Consider the following 18,573-nt stretch of genomic DNA (forward strand, 5'->3'; position numbering starts at 1 on the left):
CGGCCAGTCTCCGGCAGCCTTTTACGTCAGGCATTCTTCCTTAGAATCTTATGGTAATCCAGTGATTGTCAGAATGAAACCATTCGAGTTTTCTGCAACAATCCTACTTCACTCGCACGAATCTTGACAGATTCAAGGTGAAACGTCTTCAGCTCCGACTGAAATGCTCAGACCGGAAACATCAGCTCGACCGCAGAACTTAGACGAGAGCCTGCGACCTCAGAGTCGGGCAAATCCGGCAGAAAAGCTTTCTAGGGAAAGCTGCAGGATGATCTCCTCCCCGGCGTAGGCCTTCACGGCCACATTGAGGAGCTTGCCCTTTCTGAGCGCCGCGAGCAGTTTGTGGTCCAGGCCGATGACTGCGTAGCTCCCCTTCTGGTCGGCGGTCGCGATCTCGAAACTCTGCCTTGGTGCTTCGTCCACCCACAACGAGACTCCCTTCGGCAGGTCGAGCCCGTGCGGCAGGCCAAGGCTCAGGACGGGCTTACCGTCCTGGCTATTGACCACGGCCGTCAGCACCCGCTGGCCCTTGCCCTTGAGGACCAGCCTCTGGGTGAGCGTGCAGGTCAGTTCAGCATCACCTGCCGGCCCCGAGCAGTTCAGGTTCCACCCCGGCCTGGCCGGAGCCTGGGCCTCGCCGTCCTGCTGGGCCGAGGCTTGCGAACAGCCCAGGACAAGTCCGGCAAGGACCATGGCGGTCACCGCCCGAGCAGCCAATGCTGCGACACGTCCAATTGCGCCAGGCACGTCAGAATCTCGCCTTCAATCCGATTTTTCCGGCCAGCGTGTTGCTGTCCTCCGAGAGCTTGCCGCGTACCTCGGCGCTGATCGTGGTGACCTTGGAAAGCTGGTAGTTGAAGCCCCCGGAAAGCGCCGCGGAGAGATCCGCGTCGTCGAACTCGAACTCGGTACCTTGGACGCTCGCCGTGTTCTCGTAGCCGAAGCGCTGCTGCAGATCGAGGCGCAGGTACGGGCTGAAGACTTTGCCGTTCTCCAGCGGATAAAGGCCGAATATGCCCGGCTCGAACTTGAGGGCGCCGAAAGAGATGCGGGACTTGCCGAAGTCCACGCCCAGGCTGTCGGTGAACTCGTCGCCCTGGAAATAGACCCCCAGCAAGCCGCCGCGCAAGTCGAACCGGAGATTCTGGTCGATCTGGTAGATATCCCCGGCGCTGCCCGTCACCGCCACGCCCGCGGTGTCGTAGTCACCCCTCGATCCCAGCACGCCATTGTTGATGTCCGTGTTGCCGAAGAAGCCGGTGACGGAAACGAGGCCATAGCTCGTGCCCTGGCGGTAGAGGCCGTAGCCGCCGACGAAACCGCTGTCGTTGTCGCCGGAGCCGAAACTGTCGAAGAGGTCGGTCCCGTCGAGGTCGACGGAGGAAGACGTGTAGCCGCCGAAGAAGCCGATATCGAGCCCGTGGGCCTGGTCGAAGCCGAAATACTGCGCCGCATCGAATTCGAGGCTCGCGGCAACGGAGAAATCGTCTGCCGTGAAGCCCGGACCCGTTCCGGAGAAGCCGCCGCCGGAGACCTGGAAGCCGTCGTGGTTGACCCGAGCGGCCTGGCCCGACGCGTAGATGCCGAAATTCGGCGCGGCGTCGGCACGATTGCCGCTGACCAGAAGCCCGAGATTGGTGAATACGGCTTCGTTGAGGATATCGTAGACGGCCTCCGTGACCGTGTTGATCGGCTGGGAGTCGATCGCAACGCGAGGCAGTAGCACCGCCGCCGGATCTTCGGGGGTGACGAGCAGGTAGAGCCCGCCGTCGCTGCCGGAAATCACCTGGTAACTGAACAGCGCACCTGGCGTGGAAGGTATGCCCTGCACCGTGAAGAGCGGCGAAGGATCACCGCTCCCCGGGGTCGTCTCGCCTTCGACCGGGGCGATCGGGATGACGCTCGAAAGGAGCAGTTGCGGCGTTCCGACGAGGTTCACGAAGACGGTGTTGTCGCCCTCCGCGATGAAACCGCCGGCCGCCTTGATCAGGTCCGAGACGCCGCGATCCGCATTCACGTCGATGCCGATCGTGGCGCCGTCGAACTGGACGGTTCCGACATGGAAGGTGTCGGTCGGATCGTTGTTGATCATGCTGATCGCGGCATTCTGCACGACGAGCGTCCCCAGTCCGCCTTCAGGTGAGCGCAGGGTCGAATTGCCGGAGACAAACAGGGTCGAGCCGTCGAGGACGGACAGGGCTCCGATCAGTTGCGCGCCGTCATGGAAGGCGAGCGTCGAGGCGCCGTCGAGGGTGAGCGTGGTGAAGCCGTCGAAGTTCTGGTTGCCGAGGCTGGCGAGATCAGTGCCCGTGATCGTGCCGACCACATCGGTGCCCTGGAACAAGACGCCGTCGCGCAGGGATAGATCGGCAGCCTCGATCACCAGCGTGTGGTCGGACAGGCCGGTAATGTCGCCTCCGATGCTGCCGCCATTCAGGGTGACCGTCTCAGCTTGGATGCCGCCTTCGATCCTTCCGCCCGAGACGGTGACCCGGTCGTCGCCTCCTCCGCCAACCACCGAGCCGCCGATGGTTCCGGCCTGTACCGCAACGACGTCGTCGCCGCCCTCGCCGAGGACGGCACCGGCGATATCGACGGTACCGCCGATGGTGATCTGATCGGCACCGTCGCCTCCGGCCACCGAGCCGCCGATCGCCCCTCCGGTCAATCCGATCGTATCGGCTCCGGCACCGCCGCTTACATCCAACGCCACGGAGCCGTCGGTTATCGACAGGACGTCGATCCCATCGCCCAGATCGACGCCGCCCTCGATGGCGCCGCCCGAGACGGCGACCCGATCGTCGCCACCTTCGCCCAGGACGGAGCCGGCGATGTTGACGGTGCCGCCGATCGCAATTGCGTCGTCGCCCAGCCCGCCGTTCAAGGAGCCTCCAACGGAACCGCCGCTCAGCGTGAGAGCGTCGTCTCCGCCTCCGCCCGCCACGTCGAGCGCAATGGAGCCTCCGGTCAGCGAAAAAGTATCGTCACCATTCTCCAACTCGACCCCGCCACCGATCGTGCCGCTCTCCACCATGACGGCATCGTCGCCCGATCCGGCCCGGACCGAATATGCGAGGGCTCCGCCACGAATGGCGAACAGGTCGTTGCCATTGCCGAGGTCGACCGACTCCAGGTCGATGTTGCCGAAACCGATCCGGGCAGTGCCCGACACGGTCACGGAATCATTGCCGCCCCCTGTGAAGATCTGCCCCTCGATCGAACCGCCCGAAACGTTAACGGTGTCGTTCGCCTGGGGGAACTCGGCATCGTCGGTCACAACCGAGCCTCCGATCGTTCCGCTGGAGAAGATCATCGTGTCGGCGCCGCCGCCGCCGAACACCGACTGCTCGATGGTGCCGCCCGCGACGCTGATGCTGTCATCGCCATTGCCGAGGTCCACGAAGGTGCCGATCGCGCCGCCGCTGATGCTAACCGTGTCGTCGCCGTCCTCGGCCGTGACATGGCCGCCGATTTCGACCGTGCCGGAGATGCTGATCGTATCGGCCCCGCCGCCTCCGGCGACGAAGGTCCCGACACTTCCGCCGGACAGCGCCAACGTGTCGCTGCCTTCGCCGCCACTGACGGCACCGTGGAGCGTGCCGCCGAGCATCAGGAAGGCGTCGTCGCCGTCCTCCAGGCCGACAGAGTCTATGATCCCCGCCCCCGCGGCGATCCCGATCTCGGCACCGGTGAAGATCTGGACCCTATCGTTGCCGCTTCCGGTGAAGACCGACCCACCGATCGTGCCGCCGGATAAATTGATCTCATCGGCCACGATGCCGCTGGAGTCGCCGACCACGCCTCCGATCGAAATGGTGTCGCTGCCCGCGCCGGAGAATATCGAGCCGCCGATATTGCCGAGGGAGACATCGATGGTCCCGCTGTGGACGCTGACGCCATCGCCGAGGATAACTCCCAAGGTGATGGTGTCGTCGCCATCGCCGGTGTCTACGTCGCCACCTATGCTGCCGGCGGAAACGTTGATCGAGTCGCTGTCGACGCTGACGTTGTCCCCGATGACGAAGCCCAGCACGACGCTGTCGTTGCCCGCGCCGGTCTCGACCGAGCCTTCGATCGTGCCTGCCGACACGTCGATCGGCCCGCTCACAATACTGACGCCGTCGTCCACAACGAAACCCAGCGTGACGCTGTCTGCGCCGTCGGCGGTGAAAACCGAACCATTCACGGTGCCGCCATGCACCGTCAGCGGTCCGCCTTCGGTATTCTCGTCCGCATCGGAGGTGAAGCCGAGGACCACGTCATCATCACCTCCGCCGGTGAATATGGATCCGCCGATCGTTCCGCCTGAGATAAGCACGGTATCCGCGCCCTGTGCGCCGCCCCCGTCGGTGAAGACATCTCCCAGTATCGTGCCACCGCTAAGGTCTAGTTCATCGTCGCCGGCACCGAGTTGGATGCCGCCAAGGGTGCCGCGGCTCACATCGACAAAGTCGTCGCCATCGCCAGTGTCGAGCACCCCGTCGATTCTTCCGCCGCTGATGTAAGCGACGTCGTTTCCTCCCAACAGGTTCAAAGTAGCTGTGGGGCCGTTCAGAAATATGTCGGGATCGCTGAAGACGGTCGGCGTCGAGTAGTCAGTCTCGTTGCTGATTGTCCCGCCGTCCACGAACAGGAAATCGGCGCCGGATCCATCATAGGGTTCGTAAGTCGTTGTCGATTCGGAGCCGGACCCACCGGGGTGCGCTGTCTCGAAAAGCGAGGATTCGTCCTCATCCTCACAAGTGACGGTCACGAAATTCGTGGTCACCAGGGCAGACTCGCCGTCACCCGGAAAAGTCGTAGTGGTGTCTGCGGTCGCGGTGCATGCTCTCGCTTCACCGTTCGGCAGCAGGGCCGCCGCCGCCAGCGCGAGAGCGGAGACACCGGCAAGGTTCGCTAGCCAAGACGCCCTGCGCATCCCCCCTCCCATCGCCGATCCACCGCCCGCCCAAGCCGCCGGCCGGTCCTCATTGATCTACAAAGAATGCCTAATCGATGAATACAGGACCTGCAACGGAATTGAGAAAACGTTCTTCATGGATTCCGCAAGAATCGATCAGTTGTTGTTGTAACGCAACTTTTCCTCTTGCATTCGCCTTAAGCTGTTCGTCAACACAGAAACTGCTGCTCCTCGATAAAGCCCTAGATAAGTTGCGACACTTCTTGACTGCAGCGTGCCGCCTGACTCTCAGCATGCGACCTAGAAAGTCATATTCATGTACAATTTGGGCGCGATGGAATAATATGTCGCCTTACCGACCTAAGGCCGTGACTCGATGGGCAGACTGACGATGAGCGTTTTCAGACAGCTTCTGAAGATCCTCTTTGTGATCTCGGCCACCTCAGCTTGGATCACGCCTTCGACAGCCGCGACCAGTCCGGGGGACCCTGCACCGGGCAAGGCGCGTCTGGCCCTGGTCATCGGCAACTCGAATTACGTTAGCGCCCGCTACGAGGACCTGGCGAACGCGTCCAACGACGCGGCGAGACTCGGAGAGACGCTCAAGCGGCTGAATTTCGAGGTGGACGTCGGGCTCAATCTGACCGCGGCCGGGCTCGACCAACTGTTCCGGCGCCACGAGGGGCGGCTCGGCGACTACAGCGCGGTTTTCATCTTCTACGCCGGCCACGGCATCCAGCTGAACGGCGAGAATTTCCTCCTGCCCACCGACACGCTTGACCCGGAGTCCGTCGAAAAGCTGACCGAGCGCGCCGTCAGGCTCAACGATGTCATCGCGCGCTTCGCCGATCGCGATCGCCAGACCTTCATCTTCCTGGACGCCTGCCGCAACAACCCGATGGGCTCCGGGAACGGTCTGGCCCAGGTCGAAGTGGGCGAGAACACTTTTGTCGCCTTCGCCACCCAGCCGGGCAATGTAACCGTCGACGGAACCGGCTCGAACAGCCCCTTCACGACGGCTGTTCTGCAGAGCCTGGAAATTCCGGGGCTTAGCGTCTCGGACATGATGATCCGGGTGCGCAACGAGACGGAGCGCCTGACGCTCGGGCGCCAGGTGCCGTGGGACCAGTCCAACCTGCGCGAGCAGTTCTACTTCACCGAGCAGCAGGTGATCGACTCGCGCGAACTCAGCGCCACGCTGAACCGCATCCTCGAGGTGCCGAACATGAAGGAGAAGCTGCTGATCCAACTCGCGTCCGCCGAGAGCGACCTGCAGAGCACCGTTCTCATGCTCGGCAGGGAACTGCCGGCAGTGCGCTCGATCGAGATGCCGGGACAAGAGCAGGGGCAGCAGGTCGCAAGCCTGTCAATCGGCGACGGATCGGGCAAGTCCGTGGCCTCCGATCTGCAGGCGCTGCTGGTATTGGGAAAGGAAAAGCGCGGCGATGACAAGAGCGCGGCGTTCGACCTCAACCACCGCGTCCAGACGGAGCTCTCGCGTGTCGGCTGCTACCGCCAGGCTGTGGACGGTGTCTGGGGCCCCGGTTCGCGCAAGGCGCTTGGCGAGTACCTGAGAAGGACCAGCCAGAAAGAGGACAGGCTCGAACCCAACGTGGAAATCCTGAGCGACCTCTTCCTGCGCTCGGGCCGCATCTGCAGGCAGCCTGTGGCCGCGCCGAAGCCGGTCAAGACCGCCACTGTAAGCGGTGAAGGACAGAACAAGGCGGCTTCAGGACGCGGCGGTGGCGGCAAGAATAGTGCCCCAGCACGCAGCAAGCCGGCTGCCCCGCCACCCGATATCGGCGCCGGGATCGGCATCGGCGGGGTGTTTTAAACACCAATTGACGGAAGGCGGGGATGGCGGAGCCTGCCGCAACACGCCGCGGGCCTGTAGGATATTCACTGCCGCCCACTCTCCCGTCGGGCCGCGGCCAAACGAACTCTGGCGCACTCTGGCTATTTTAGTGACGCTCAGGGGCTCGATGGCGGCTGGACTGGATCAGCCGCCATCAAACCTTATCAGGCTCTATCTCGTTGCGGCCGCTGCCCAATGTGCGAATCGGCTCAATTTTGCTTAATCCCAGCTAGGGTCGCCGCCCGGCCCTCCCGGATCGCCCCCGCCCGGGCCACCCGGATCGCCGCCGGGACTCCCTCCCGGGCTCCCGCCAGGACTGCCGCCCGGACTTCCCCCAGGGCTTCCGCCGGGACTACCCCCAGGGCTTCCGCCAGGGCTACCACTGGAACTTCCGCCGGGGCCGCCCCCGCCTGATCGCCCACGGCTATTCGAGCCGGAACGAGATAGTGAACTCCCAGATGAATAGGATGTTTGCGCGACCTTAGTCTTGGGCGCATCTTGAGTCCGCAGCAACGGTCCGCCTCTCGTACAGGCAGCGAGCGCACATGTCGCGACGCCCGCCAACAACGAAACCAGTATTTTCAGCATTCTATCGCTCCCCTTACTGCGTCTTCTCGATAGGCATCACAGCATGTCCAGACGCGGGGTGGAGGCTATCCACTCCTGCTGCACCAGATCGGCATAGAGGTCCAGCATGCCCGAGGGCGGCTTGCGGCCAAGGATTTCCGCGGCGGCGGCACGTACCCTAGGCCCGAGCTTGCCGTCGACCTCGATGCCTTGCGCGCCCATTCGCACCAGCGCCTTCTGGGACTCGCGGGCCAGGCGCTCTGCAGGAACGGCCTTCAGCCGCGCCTTTGCACCCTCCGACGCCTTTCCGGACTTGCGCGCCACCGCCAGTCCATAGAGGCGAATTGCCTCGTCCGGGTCCTTCGCCAGCGAGGGTTGGGTGCTCACGATCTCGGCGGCATAGAACGCACCCCACCCGTCGCCCCTGGCGGCGCTTTCCCGATAGAGCGCAAGCAGGCCGGCCTCATCCTTGCGGCCCTCCTGCTTATCCAGCGCGGCCATAAGCGTGGCCGCATAGGGGTGCAGATTGCGATTGGCCTCTTCGAAGAGCTGATATGCCCGCTGCTTGTCCTGCTTCACGAACACGCCGTCGCGATACATCAGCCCGAGATTGACCGCGCCCCACACGTCGCCACGCTCGGCCGACTTCTCGAATATGACATAGGCTCGCTCAACATCCTTCGGCACCCGAGCGCCGCTGAGGTACTCCCCGCCAAGCTGGTTCAATGCGTAAGTATGGCCGGACTCAACTGCCTTTTGGAGCAGTTCCAGCCCTCGGCGCACATCACGCCTCACTCCATTACCCTCCAGGAGCGCCTTCCCAAGAGTATGCTGTGCGTACGGGTCTCCCCGTCGCGCCGCCGCCTCAAGGGGCGGTATGGCCTTTTCAGGAGCAAGCTCCACGCCGGCGCCGAGTTGATAGAGGCGAGCCACAATCTGTCCGGCCCGAACATGGCCGCCGTCCAGGGCCTCCCGCAGCATCTTCAATGCTGTCTGATATTCCCCTTTTGCGTATAGGACGCGACCGTACTGAAACTTGAACCTCGGGATTTCGGGGAAGTCGGCGACAGCCTTCCGACATGCAGCCTCGGCCTTCGGAACGTCGATATCGTTCGGCAGGACGCCCTCGGTGACGGCCTGTATGTCCAGCGGTTGAGCGGCCAGTTCGTCGCAGGCATTTACCTGCGCCTCGACCTTGATGACCACCGGCTTGGACTCGGGTACGACCACCGCCGGCGTGAGGACCACCTGTGCCTCCTCGTTGCTCCTATGGATGGCCGGACGGATCTTCACCTTCGGAAGGTCCTCGGCCTTGACCAGATCGCCCAACATCAGAAGTTCGTCGCCCACCGCGACCTGGGCCGAGGGGTCGCGCTGCTCCAGCCTGAACCAGCCGGTCGGCCGGCCGCCTGCCCCGAGTTCCAGGGCGGGAACGGGCTTGAAGCCGGTCCCGACGTCTGCATTCAGCGTCAAATTGATCGGCACCGCCTTCGTGACGCTCTCGCCGTCGTCGTTGGAGGCGACCTGCAGGGATGTATCGGGCTGTTGCGGAATGGCCGGATCGAAGACGATCGCCACGGCCCCGTTGGCCTTCTGGCCCGTATTGGACTCGATTTTGTAAGGGAGAAGCTCGACCGACTTCTGCCCGGGATCGCTGACGTAGACAATATCGCCCATCCGCTGGGCATCGATCGGCTGGTTCGGCTGGATCGTCTTGTCGTCCAAAAGCAGCATGCCGGCTTTGGGAAGCTTTTCGAAGGACGCGGTGAGTTGCAGCCCCTTGCTGGCGATCGGCGGTTGAATGTCGAGCCGGACGCGGGTCGCGTCCGGGGAGACCCGCACCTCGGTCACGCTTTCGCCAAGCATCAGGACTTCCTGAGCCGAGACGAAGTAGAACTGCGAGGTCAGGCTGGAAACATCCCAAGGAACCTGCCGGCCGCCTGTCCTTTGCATCACCGCGTTGCGGACCAGTGTCAGCATCTCGCGGACTTCCTTGTTGGGGCTGAGCAGGTTGTCGGCCAAGGCGCCGGCAAATGGGCTGAGATCGCCGCCACCGTCGTAGGCGACCTGGTCCGGCGCGGTCGAATAGACGATCAGCGAGCCCTGCTTGGGCGTCAGGGAGGCCAATCCCTGCTTGCCGCCGACATCCACCTTACTGTCACCGAGGTAGTAGTACTCGTTCCTGAAGGGATTGTCCCGGCACGCATCCAGCACCAGGATCTGCAGGCCGGACGTCGCTCGCATGTAATCCAGCAGGCTGGTGACGTTGTAGCTCTCGACCTCGAGATCGTAGGCGGAGCTAAGGTTGGCATCGACGGGAATGATGAAGTTCTGGTCGGCCACCTGAACGGCGTGTCCGCTGTAATAGAACAGCGCGACGTCGCCGTCGTTCAGGGTCTGCAGGAACTCGCGCACGGTCTTCTCGAGACCGGCCTTGGTGAGATCGCTGCCGATCGTCACCTCGAAATTGGCGTTGCGCAGGACCTCGCCTATGCGCTTGGCGTCGTTCACCGAATTCGGCAACTTCGGCAGGTTCACATAGGCGGAATTGCCAATCACGAGCGCCGCGCGCCGGCCTTGCACATGATCCTGGGCCGCAAGCGCACCGACGGCGGCCAAGGCGAATATCGGAAGCGACAGAAGGATGATCAGAGCGAGACGACGAAGCGCGTTGCTCGGTCTGCAAAGGGCGAAGACAGCTTCCATCACACGACCTCAGTCCGGCCGGACTCCGAATCCTATGGCCAGTCTGGGTAACATACAGATGATTCAGGGCGGTGTCGCGCCGCGGAAGAGAGTGTTGCGAAGATTCGGCTAGTTTGTTCTGCCCGCTTAGGAAAAACTGCAGCCGCCCCCGCAGGGAGGCAGGAAGAAATCTTCACCAAGCTTTTCCGGCGATGCAGGCACGTTCCTTATTCTAGCAAGCACTTGGTCGTAACGAGCAAAATGATCGCTTCCACCTTTCCCTAGCGGGGCATGAAACGCCGCGTTCCTTTCGGGCGTTTCCAGTTCAACCAGTCAATCAGCGCAGCGCGCCACCAAAACCGGTCAGGAACGACGTCAGATTGTCCGCGAGGGCGTCGCACAGATATCCCCCCTCCTGGACAATCACCGTGGGAGGGCCGAGCCTGGCGATTGCCTCGCCGATGCGGGCAAAGCCCGGCGTGCTGACCGAGAGCCCGCCGAAGGGATCGTCCTCGAAGGCATCGAGTCCGAGTGCCACCACCAGCGCCTCCGGCGCAAAGGCGCGGATGCGACGCAGCCCACTCTCCAGCGCCTGCAAAAACGCCTCGTCGCCGCTCTTTCGCGGCAGCGGCAGGTTGAGATTGTAGCCGAGACCAGGACCCTCGCCGCGCTCGTCCGCATGACCCCAGAAGAAGGGATAGAAGCGGATCGGGTCGGCGTGGATGGAGACGGTGAGCACGTCCGGCCGCTGGTAGAAGATGCCCTGCGTGCCGTTGCCGTGGTGCAGGTCGACGTCCAGGATGGCGACGCGGGCGGCCCGACTCCTTAGGCGTTGCGCGGCAATGGCGGAATTGTTGAAGAAGCAGAATCCGCCGGCCACATCGGCAAAGGCGTGGTGCCCCGGCGGCCGGCAAAGCGCATAGACGGCGCGCTCGCCCGCCAGCACGGCGTCCGCTGCGGCAACAGCCGACCAAGCGCTCCAGCAGGCGCTGTCAAAAGTCTCGGCCGAGATCGGGCAGGAGGTGTCGGCCATATGGTAGCCCGCCTGTCCGACCGCCGAGGCCGGGTAGGTGCCGTTGCGGGCGATCGGGTGGATGTTCGGAATCACCTCGGCCGAGGCGCCCTCGATCCGCTGCCAGCGCTCGTAAATGCGCTCCAGGAAATCGATGTATTCCGGTGTGTGCACCGCCGCGATCGGTCCGAGCCCAAAACTTTGCGGTCGCTCCACGTTGCACCCGGCCGCCTTCGCGCCGGCGAGCAGCCGCTCGACCCGCTCCGGCTGCTCCGGATTGGGTTGCGGCGCCCCGCTCGACAGGAACGCCTTGGGGTCGTGGCGCTTCTGCTCTTCGGCGTAGAAGACTTTCATGTCGGCTCCATTCAACCGCGAGTTTCTACTACCGGCGTGCTGTCCGCGGCGGCCAGATTGAGAAACGCCTCGCCATAGGCGGCGTGGATCTGCTCGCTGTCCGACCAGGCGACGTCGAGACGCTGGTAGAACTCCTGCGCCGCGCGGTTTTCGGTGTCCACCGACAGTCTCAGATAGCAGCCGCCGCGGTCACGTGTCATCGCCGCGACGCGGCGCAAGAGCTTCCGGCCCACGCCCAGGATGCGAAAGCGGTCATCGACGTAAAGATCCTGCACATAGACGCCGGGCCTTCCCAGCCAGGTCGAAAAACTCGGGAAGAAGATGCACATGCCGGCAAAGGTGCCGTCCACCTCGGCGATGACGGCTTCGAAGCGGCGCTCCGGCCCGAAGCCCCAGCGAACGAGGTCCTCCGCGCTGGACTTGAGTTTCGCGACGCCATCGACCGCACGGGCGATGCCGAGCAGCGAGGCGTGGAGTTGCGGTGCGTCGGCGGGTTCGGCGGGACGGAGGGTTATCGTGGGAGCGGGCCTGGTCATGGAAACAGTGGCCGCCAATGGGAAAGGCAGCGCCCCTTCACACCCCCCTCTGTCCTGCCGGACATCTCCCCCACAAGAGGGGAGATCAGCCGGCCGCTTTGGTTTCGCCAATCGCCAGCGTTGCAGGAGAGGGGCCGAGCGTGAAGCTGCCGATCTCCCCCCTTGCGGGGGAGATGTCCGGCAGGACAGAGGGGGGTAACGTAGGGCGCGGTCATTGCCAATGCAGGGACATCCAGTTCAAAACGCCACCCTGTCCGCTCCCTTCAGCGCCAGCATCTCGCGCGCTTCGGCGGGCGTGGCGACTTCGAGCGAAAGGCTCTCGAGGATCGATCGGATGCGACGGACCTGGTCGGCGTTGGACCGAGCGAGTTCGCGGCCGTCATAGAGGCTGTCCTCAAGCCCGACGCGGACGTTGCCGCCCATGGCAGCAGCCATCGTGATCAAGGGCATCTGCGCTCGCCCGGCAGCGAGCACGGAGAAGCGGTAGTCGTCACCAAACAGCTTGTCGGCGATGCGCTTCATATGGTCGAGGTTTTCGGGATCGGCGCCGATGCCGCCCAGGATGCCCAGCACGAACTGGATGAAGAAGGGCCCTTCCACCAATCCGCGGTCGCGGAAATGCGCGAGCGAATAGAGGTGGCCGACGTCGTAGCATTCGAACTCGAAGCGGGTGCCGAAGCCCTTCCCAAGGCGCTCCAAAATGCCTTCGATATCGGCAAACGTGTTCTTGAAGAGGGTCGACCGGGTGGCCTCGAGAAGCTGCGCCTCCCAGGCGTGCTTCCACTCGCGCGGGCGGTCGAGCATGGGAAAGAGGCCGAAATTCATCGAGCCCATGTTCAGCGAGCACATCTCGGGCTGCGCCTGCGTGGCGGCGGCGAGGCGGTCGTCGAGCGTCATCAGTGAGGAGCCGCCGGTCGAGATGTTCACCACCGCATCGGTCGCCTGCTTGATGCGCGGCAGGAAGCGCCTGAACACTGCCGGATCGGCGCTCGGCCGGCCGTCCTCGGGGTTGCGCGCATGCAGGTGCAGGATCGCCGCGCCCGCCTCGGCAGCGGCGATCGCCTCCTCGGCGATCTGGTCGGGCGTCACCGGCAGGTAGGGCGACATGGACGGCGTGTGCACCGAGCCGGTCACCGCGCAGGTGATGATGACCTTCCGTCCCCCCTTGCTTTGGGTCATCGCGCTCAGCCCGCCACCGGGAGGTCGAGTTCGCGGGCGACCGCCTCGAGCGAATCGCCCAGGATCGAGACGATCTCGCGGACTTCGTCGGCGGTGACGATCAGCGGCGGCGCGACCATCACATAGTCGCCCTGGACGCCGCCCTTGACCCGCCGCGAATAGAGGATCAGCCCGCGCTCGTAGGCGCGATCGAGGATCTTCTGGTTGGTGTGGTAGCTTGCCGGCAGGGGCTGCATGGTCTGAGAATCGGCGACCAGTTCGATCGCCGCCATCAACCCTTTGCCGCGCACATCGCCGATGAAGGGGAAGCGTTTTGCGAGCCCGCCAAGCTCTTCCAGAAGCAGGTCTCCCATCTTCGCGGCATTGTCGACGAGATCGAGCCGGTCCATCTCCTGCAGGATGGCAAGGCCCGCGGCGCAGGCAAGCGGATTGCCGGCATAGGTGTGCCCGTGCTGGAAGCCGCCCATGTCGAGCACCGGCTTCACGATCCGCTCGGGTGCCGCCAGCGCGCCGAGCGGCACATAGCCGGAGCCGATGCCCTTCGACAGCGAGATGATGTCCGGCCGGCAGTTCCAGTGGTCGCCGCCCAGGAATTTGCCCGTGCGTCCGACGCCGCTCATCACCTCGTCGTGGATCAAAAGGATCCCGTAGCGGTCGCAGATCTGGCGGATGCGGCCGTAATAGCTGTCGGGCGCGACCAGGGCGCCGGTCGCTGCACCGCCGATCGGCTCCATGATGAAGGCGAGCACCGTCTCCGGGCCCTCCGCCAGGATCCGCTCTTCCAGCATGTCCGCATAGCGGAGGCCGCGCTCCTCCAGCGAGAGGTTGTCGCGGTCGCGGTAGGCCGTGGGCGCGGGCACGGTCGGCATCACCCGCATCTGGTCGGAGAAGGTGTCAGTCAGCAGCCCATCGCCGGTAACGGCGAGCGAGCCGTAGGTGCCGCCGTGATAGGAGGGCATGCGCGCAATCACCTTCCAGCGGCCCGGCTGGCCGGTGGCGACGGCCCATTGCCGCGCCAGCTTGATGCAGGATTCCACCGCCTCCGAACCGCCGGAGACGAAGAAGATGCGGTCGAGATAACCGAGTTTCTCGGCCAGCGCGGTGGCCAGCTCTTCCGCCGGCTCGTTCTCGAAGTGCAGGCGGTAGGCGAAGGTGGTGCGCTCCATCTGCCGCTTCATAGCCTCGATCACCGCCGGATTGCTGTAGCCGAGATTGACGGCGATCGGACCGCTGGAGCCGTCGATGAAGCGCCGGCCGTCCTTCGTCCAGAGATAGATGCCCTCGGCGCGGTCGACCACCGGCCGGCGAAGTCTGGAGAGATAGAAGAGGTTTGAGGGACGGTGAGCTGATTGCTGGTCCATGGAGCTTCCAGAATTTGTGTCCGAGTGCTTCGTAGCGTGAACAATCGCTGCGAGTCACTGGCAGTTATGCTTGCAAATACCGGTCCAGCACATTGCGCGTGACGATCTCCACCATCGCGTCCTGCCGCAGCAGGCCGGCGACCCACTCGCATGTGCCGGCGTGGAAGACCTCGCCTTTCCCCTTCGGGAAGTTCACGATCATGCCATTGCCACGCTTGACCTTGTCGATCGTCTCGGACGTCGCCTCGCCATACAGCGTCTCGGCGGTGAAGACGGCGTCCTCGTTGTTGAGCCAGCCCGTCGGCACATCAGGATTTTCTTCGATGAGCGAGGCCATGCCCACAGCCAGGATTTGCAGCCCGTCCGGCGGCGAGCCCACGCCTGTCGGCTCCGGCAGGCCGTTACGAAGGGTAAAATCCAGCCCGTCGACCTCGTAGCCGTAGATATGGCTCTCCTGCCCGAGGATGTCGCCGTAGTAGAGGCCGGTGCCGCGAAACGCCCAGTGCTCGGGGCGGTAGATCGGAAAGCCGCGCGCGCCGCGCGGCGTGCAGCCACCCCAGCCGGCATACACGCCTGAGGTGGAATTCAGCCCGAACGTCTGGGCGCCCGGCCGGCCGACCTCCGGCGCCTCCCAGGCATTGGTGGTGCGGCTCTTGTCGGCGCTGCCATAGACCGGGTCCTCGGCTCGTGCCCGGTACTTGTAGCAGACCTGCCTGCGGCCCCCATCCTCGAGCCGCGTCTGCCAGAGGAAATTGCCGGCGAACCGGGCAGCGCGCCCTCCCCGCTCGACATAGCGGTCGACCGCGTCGCGCATCTCCCAGGTCCAGTATTCGTCATGGCCGACGAACGCGGCGCAGCCGTAGCCGTCCAGGATCTCGGGCTCGAAATGCAGCTCGTGCTGGGTGGCGAGATCGATTTCGTAGCCCTGCCGTTCGGCCCAGCGGAAGAACGGGCCGTCATAGCTCGCCCAGCCCGACGAAGCGTATTTCTTGCAATGGCCGGTGGCATAAGCCCATTCCATGTGCGGATAGCGCGGAGCGGCGAGTGGCGGCAGCGCGACTTCCAGTGGAACGCGCGGGGCGTCAGGCGGCAGCATCACGAAGCCGCGGCACCACGGCCGCTCGATGCTGACGGTGGTCGCGAACTGGTCGCGGTTCGGCCCGGTGATGCCCTGGTAGTGGTTGGAGCCGCCCCAGGTGTTGTAGGCCGTCCAAGTGCCGGTGGCCGCGATGTGGATCAGGCGGCGGCCGTCGCCGGCGCCCAGTTTCGGCCGCACGATGAAGAGGTGATGGCAGACGATCGGTCTTCCGTCGCGACCTTCGGCGCTGAGCGTCATGCGGTACGCGCCGGAGCGCCAGGCCTCGTCTATCCTGAGCTCGAAGGTGGCGGACCAACCGCACCCCTCGACCGAGCATTGGTCGGGCGTATCCTGCCAGCGCGCGGCGATGCCGGAACGGGCAAGGACCTCGACCAGTTCCGCCCCGTCGCGCTCGAGTTTCATGTCGAAGTTCGGCGCGGTGGAGCTTACGAACAGGATCGCAGTATCGCCGGGGCGATAGGAGAAGCGGTCGGTGTAGCACCAGATCTCGCCGCGCTCTCCGTCCATGCCCGGATATTCATAGTAGTGCCCGTAGACCGCCTCGCGGCGCTGCTCCGGCGTCAGGCCGAAGTCGGGATACTCGGTGGGCAGGCTGGACATGAGGTGACCGTCGCTCGGATATGCAGCGCGTATGATCGGCAGGCGCCTGGTTCGGTCAAGCGCTGGACAGGGGACAATCGCCTGTCTTTCTTGGTCCAGGCTCGCGAGGCGGCAGAAAACGCGTAACATGTTCCGCTGGCCGAGGAAGCCGGGCAGAAGGGGAGGAGATCCATGGCCGATTTGATGAGGCTGCCTTCGGACGGCACATTCGTAGGACGCGCCCGCGTCGCCGATCGCGCTCATCCGCTGGTCGTCACGGTTCGCGACGACCATATCATGGACATCACCTCAAAGGCCGCGCCGACGGTTCGCGACATCTGCGAGATGGACGATCCAGCGGCTTATGTTGCCTCAGCCGAGGGCCGCCCGATCTGCACGCTCGGCGAGATCGCCGAGAACAGTTTTGATGCGCGGCGCGATGGCTCAAAACCGTTCCTGCTTTCGCCAGTCGACTTGCAGGCGGTGAAGGCCTCCGGCGTGACCTTTGTCCTCAGCCTGCTGGAGCGCGTCATTGAGGAGCAGGCCCGCGGCAATCCCGACAAGGCGGAAGGGATCCGCGCCGACATTGCAAAACTGATCGGCCACGACCTCTCCAAGCTGAAGCCCGGCTCTCCGGAAGCCATGGAGATCAAGCAGAAGCTGATCGAGCGGGGCGCCTGGTCGCAATATCTGGAAGTCGGTATCGGGCCGGACGCCGAGATCTTCACCAAATGCCAGCCGATGGCCTCCGTCGGCTTTGGCGCGGATGTCGGGCTGCATCCGATCTCGACCTGGAACAATCCCGAGCCTGAGGTCGCGGTGATCGCCTCCAGCAAGGGGCGGATCGTCGGCGCCGCGCTCGGCAACGACGTCAACCTGCGCGACGTCGAGGGCCGCTCGGCGCTGCTGCTCGGCAAGGCGAAGGACAACAATGCTTCGGCTGCCCTCGGCCCCTTCATCCGCCTGTTCGACAGGACCTTCTCGATCGAGGACGTGAAGACCGCAGAGGTGCGGCTCAGGGTGGAAGGCGAGGATGGCTTTCTGCTCGAGGGCTCAAGCTCGATGAGTGAGATCAGCCGCTCGCCGGAGGAACTGGTCGCCGCGACCATCGGCGCGCACCACCAATACCCGGATGGCATCGCCCTCTATCTCGGCACGATGTTCGCCCCCTCGAAGGATCGCGGCGAGGCCGGCAAGGGCTTTACCCACAAAATCGGCGACATGGTGACGATCTCGACCGAGAAGCTCGGCGCCCTAGTGAACCGCGTCCAGCTTTCGACCGAATGCGCTCCGTGGACATACGGGGCCAGCCATTTGATGCGGGATTTGGCGAAGGCGGGGTTGATTTAGCCAGATCTGGTTACGGGTGCCCACGTTGTAGGCCGTCTCAAAGCCCCCTTCTTGGCGCAAGCCTTTGGCTTCGCCAGGCCTCGTACTCGAAACCGCAAAGCCGAGGTAGAAACAAGCGTCGGCCGAGAGGCCCGGCAAGGGGAGAACTGGACGAATCGAAGTGAGGCCGGTGTTGGGATGCTTCGGGTAGCCCCAACTTACCGGCCTCTCAAATAGGAACTATGACCTACAAATCTCACTCGTCCGCGACGAAGCGCTGCTTCTGCGTGCCCAACCCCTCGATGCCGAGTTCGACCACGTCGCCGGCCTTGAGGTAGCGCGGAGGCTTCATGCCCATGCCGACGCCGGGCGGAGTGCCGGTGGAGATGACGTCGCCGGGAAGCAGCGACATGAACTGGCTGAGATAGGACACCAGATACTTCACGCCGTAGACCATGGTCTTGGTCGAGCCGTTCTGCATGGTCTCGCCATTGACCTTGAGCCACATGGGCAGGTTCTGCGGATCCGGCACCTCGTCCTTTGTCACCAGCCAAGGGCCGGTCGGGCCGAAGGTGTCGCAGCTCTTGCCCTTGGTCCACTGGCCATGCCGCTCGGTCTGGAAGGCGCGCTCCGACACGTCGTGGCAGACGCAGTAGCCGGCAACATAGTCCAGCGCCTCGTCCTCGGTGACGTATTTCGCCTTGCGGCCGATGACGATACCGAGTTCGACCTCCCAGTCGGTCTTCTGCGATCCGCGCGGGATGATGACGTCGTCGTCCGGGCCGACGATGGCCGAGTTCGCCTTCATGAAGATGATCGGTTCCGGTGGCACGGTGGCGCCGGTCTCAGCGGCATGGTCGGAGTAGTTGAGCCCGATGCAGATGTACTTGCTGGTCCCGGCGACGCAGGGCCCCAGGCGTGGATTGCCGGAAACTGCGGGCAGGCTGGACGTGTCGATCCTGGCGAGATCGGCGAGCGCAGCGGGATCCAGCGTCTTGCCGGACAGATCCCCCACGTGAGCGGAGAGATCGCGCAACTTTCCGGTGGCATCGATCAAGCCCGGCTTTTCCTGACCCGCCTCTCCAAAGCGAACAAACTTCATCAAACTTCTCCCAAT

Annotated in this window: 11 protein-coding genes; 2 read left to right on the forward strand and 9 right to left on the reverse strand. The window is 64.1% G+C overall.

Features of this window, described 5'->3' with window-relative positions; all coding sequences use genetic code 11:
* Positions 1-219: 219 nt before the first annotated feature.
* Positions 220-747: an invasion associated locus B family protein gene (locus HUI96_RS16115; protein WP_188255691.1), complete on the reverse strand. Its 528-nt coding sequence runs from the start codon at positions 745-747 to the stop codon at positions 220-222.
* A 1-nt stretch (position 748) separates the two neighbouring features.
* Entirely contained in the window at positions 749-4,918 is a 4,170-nt protein-coding gene (locus HUI96_RS16120) for a beta strand repeat-containing protein (RefSeq protein ID WP_188255692.1), read from the reverse strand.
* Positions 4,919-5,291: 373 nt separating this feature from the next.
* On the opposite strand from HUI96_RS16120, the gene HUI96_RS16125 reads away from it, so the two are divergent.
* Positions 5,292-6,734 (forward strand): caspase family protein, encoded by a 1,443-nt coding sequence (locus HUI96_RS16125; protein WP_188255693.1) that lies wholly within the window; start codon positions 5,292-5,294, stop codon positions 6,732-6,734.
* Positions 6,735-7,379: 645 nt separating this feature from the next.
* On the opposite strand, the gene HUI96_RS16130 is transcribed toward HUI96_RS16125, so the two are convergent.
* From HUI96_RS16130 to HUI96_RS16155, 6 genes are all read right to left on the reverse strand, one after another.
* Positions 7,380-10,028 carry a caspase family protein gene (locus tag HUI96_RS16130; RefSeq protein WP_188255694.1) on the reverse strand — a complete coding sequence of 883 codons (2,649 nt, stop codon included), beginning with the start codon at positions 10,026-10,028 and terminating at the stop codon, positions 7,380-7,382.
* Between the two features lie 316 nt (positions 10,029-10,344).
* Positions 10,345-11,373: a histone deacetylase family protein gene (locus tag HUI96_RS16135; protein WP_188255695.1), complete on the reverse strand. Its 1,029-nt coding sequence runs from the start codon at positions 11,371-11,373 to the stop codon at positions 10,345-10,347.
* Between the two features lie 11 nt (positions 11,374-11,384).
* On the reverse strand, positions 11,385-11,909 hold the full coding sequence (locus tag HUI96_RS16140) for a GNAT family N-acetyltransferase (protein ID WP_188255696.1): 525 nt from the start codon (positions 11,907-11,909) through the stop codon (positions 11,385-11,387).
* Between the two features lie 237 nt (positions 11,910-12,146).
* A complete protein-coding gene (locus tag HUI96_RS16145; RefSeq protein ID WP_188255697.1) occupies positions 12,147-13,088 on the reverse strand; it encodes a 3-keto-5-aminohexanoate cleavage protein in 942 nt (313 codons plus the stop codon).
* A gap of 5 nt (positions 13,089-13,093) precedes the next feature.
* Positions 13,094-14,449, reverse strand: coding sequence for an aspartate aminotransferase family protein (locus tag HUI96_RS16150; RefSeq protein ID WP_188255698.1), 1,356 nt, complete (start codon positions 14,447-14,449; stop codon positions 13,094-13,096).
* Positions 14,450-14,513: 64 nt separating this feature from the next.
* Positions 14,514-16,148, reverse strand: coding sequence for a N,N-dimethylformamidase beta subunit family domain-containing protein (locus tag HUI96_RS16155; protein ID WP_188255699.1), 1,635 nt, complete (start codon positions 16,146-16,148; stop codon positions 14,514-14,516).
* A 171-nt stretch (positions 16,149-16,319) separates the two neighbouring features.
* On the opposite strand from HUI96_RS16155, the gene HUI96_RS16160 reads away from it, so the two are divergent.
* A complete protein-coding gene (locus HUI96_RS16160; RefSeq protein WP_188255700.1) occupies positions 16,320-17,477 on the forward strand; it encodes a fumarylacetoacetate hydrolase family protein in 1,158 nt (385 codons plus the stop codon).
* 235 nt (positions 17,478-17,712) lie between these two features.
* Here HUI96_RS16160 and HUI96_RS16165 read toward each other — a convergent pair whose 3' ends face one another.
* Positions 17,713-18,558 carry a fumarylacetoacetate hydrolase family protein gene (locus tag HUI96_RS16165; RefSeq protein WP_188255701.1) on the reverse strand — a complete coding sequence of 282 codons (846 nt, stop codon included), beginning with the start codon at positions 18,556-18,558 and terminating at the stop codon, positions 17,713-17,715.
* Positions 18,559-18,573: the final 15 nt, after the last annotated feature.

Origin of the sequence: Pseudaminobacter soli (ex Zhang et al. 2022) (assembly GCF_014595955.1) — a bacterium.
Classification (GTDB): Bacteria; Pseudomonadota; Alphaproteobacteria; order Rhizobiales; family Rhizobiaceae; genus Kumtagia; species Kumtagia pseudosoli.

Coding starts and splice junctions, on each gene's coding strand:
- HUI96_RS16120 (WP_188255692.1), bottom strand. CDS start 4,918: ATGCGCAGGGCGTCTTGGCTAGCGAACCTTGCCGGTGTCTCCGCTCTC.
- HUI96_RS16125 (WP_188255693.1), top strand. CDS start 5,292: ATGAGCGTTTTCAGACAGCTTCTGAAGATCCTCTTTGTGATCTCGGCC.
- HUI96_RS16130 (WP_188255694.1), bottom strand. CDS start 10,028: ATGGAAGCTGTCTTCGCCCTTTGCAGACCGAGCAACGCGCTTCGTCGT.
- HUI96_RS16135 (WP_188255695.1), bottom strand. CDS start 11,373: ATGAAAGTCTTCTACGCCGAAGAGCAGAAGCGCCACGACCCCAAGGCG.
- HUI96_RS16140 (WP_188255696.1), bottom strand. CDS start 11,909: ATGACCAGGCCCGCTCCCACGATAACCCTCCGTCCCGCCGAACCCGCC.
- HUI96_RS16145 (WP_188255697.1), bottom strand. CDS start 13,088: ATGACCCAAAGCAAGGGGGGACGGAAGGTCATCATCACCTGCGCGGTG.
- HUI96_RS16150 (WP_188255698.1), bottom strand. CDS start 14,449: ATGGACCAGCAATCAGCTCACCGTCCCTCAAACCTCTTCTATCTCTCC.
- HUI96_RS16155 (WP_188255699.1), bottom strand. CDS start 16,148: ATGTCCAGCCTGCCCACCGAGTATCCCGACTTCGGCCTGACGCCGGAG.
- HUI96_RS16160 (WP_188255700.1), top strand. CDS start 16,320: ATGGCCGATTTGATGAGGCTGCCTTCGGACGGCACATTCGTAGGACGC.
- HUI96_RS16165 (WP_188255701.1), bottom strand. CDS start 18,558: ATGAAGTTTGTTCGCTTTGGAGAGGCGGGTCAGGAAAAGCCGGGCTTG.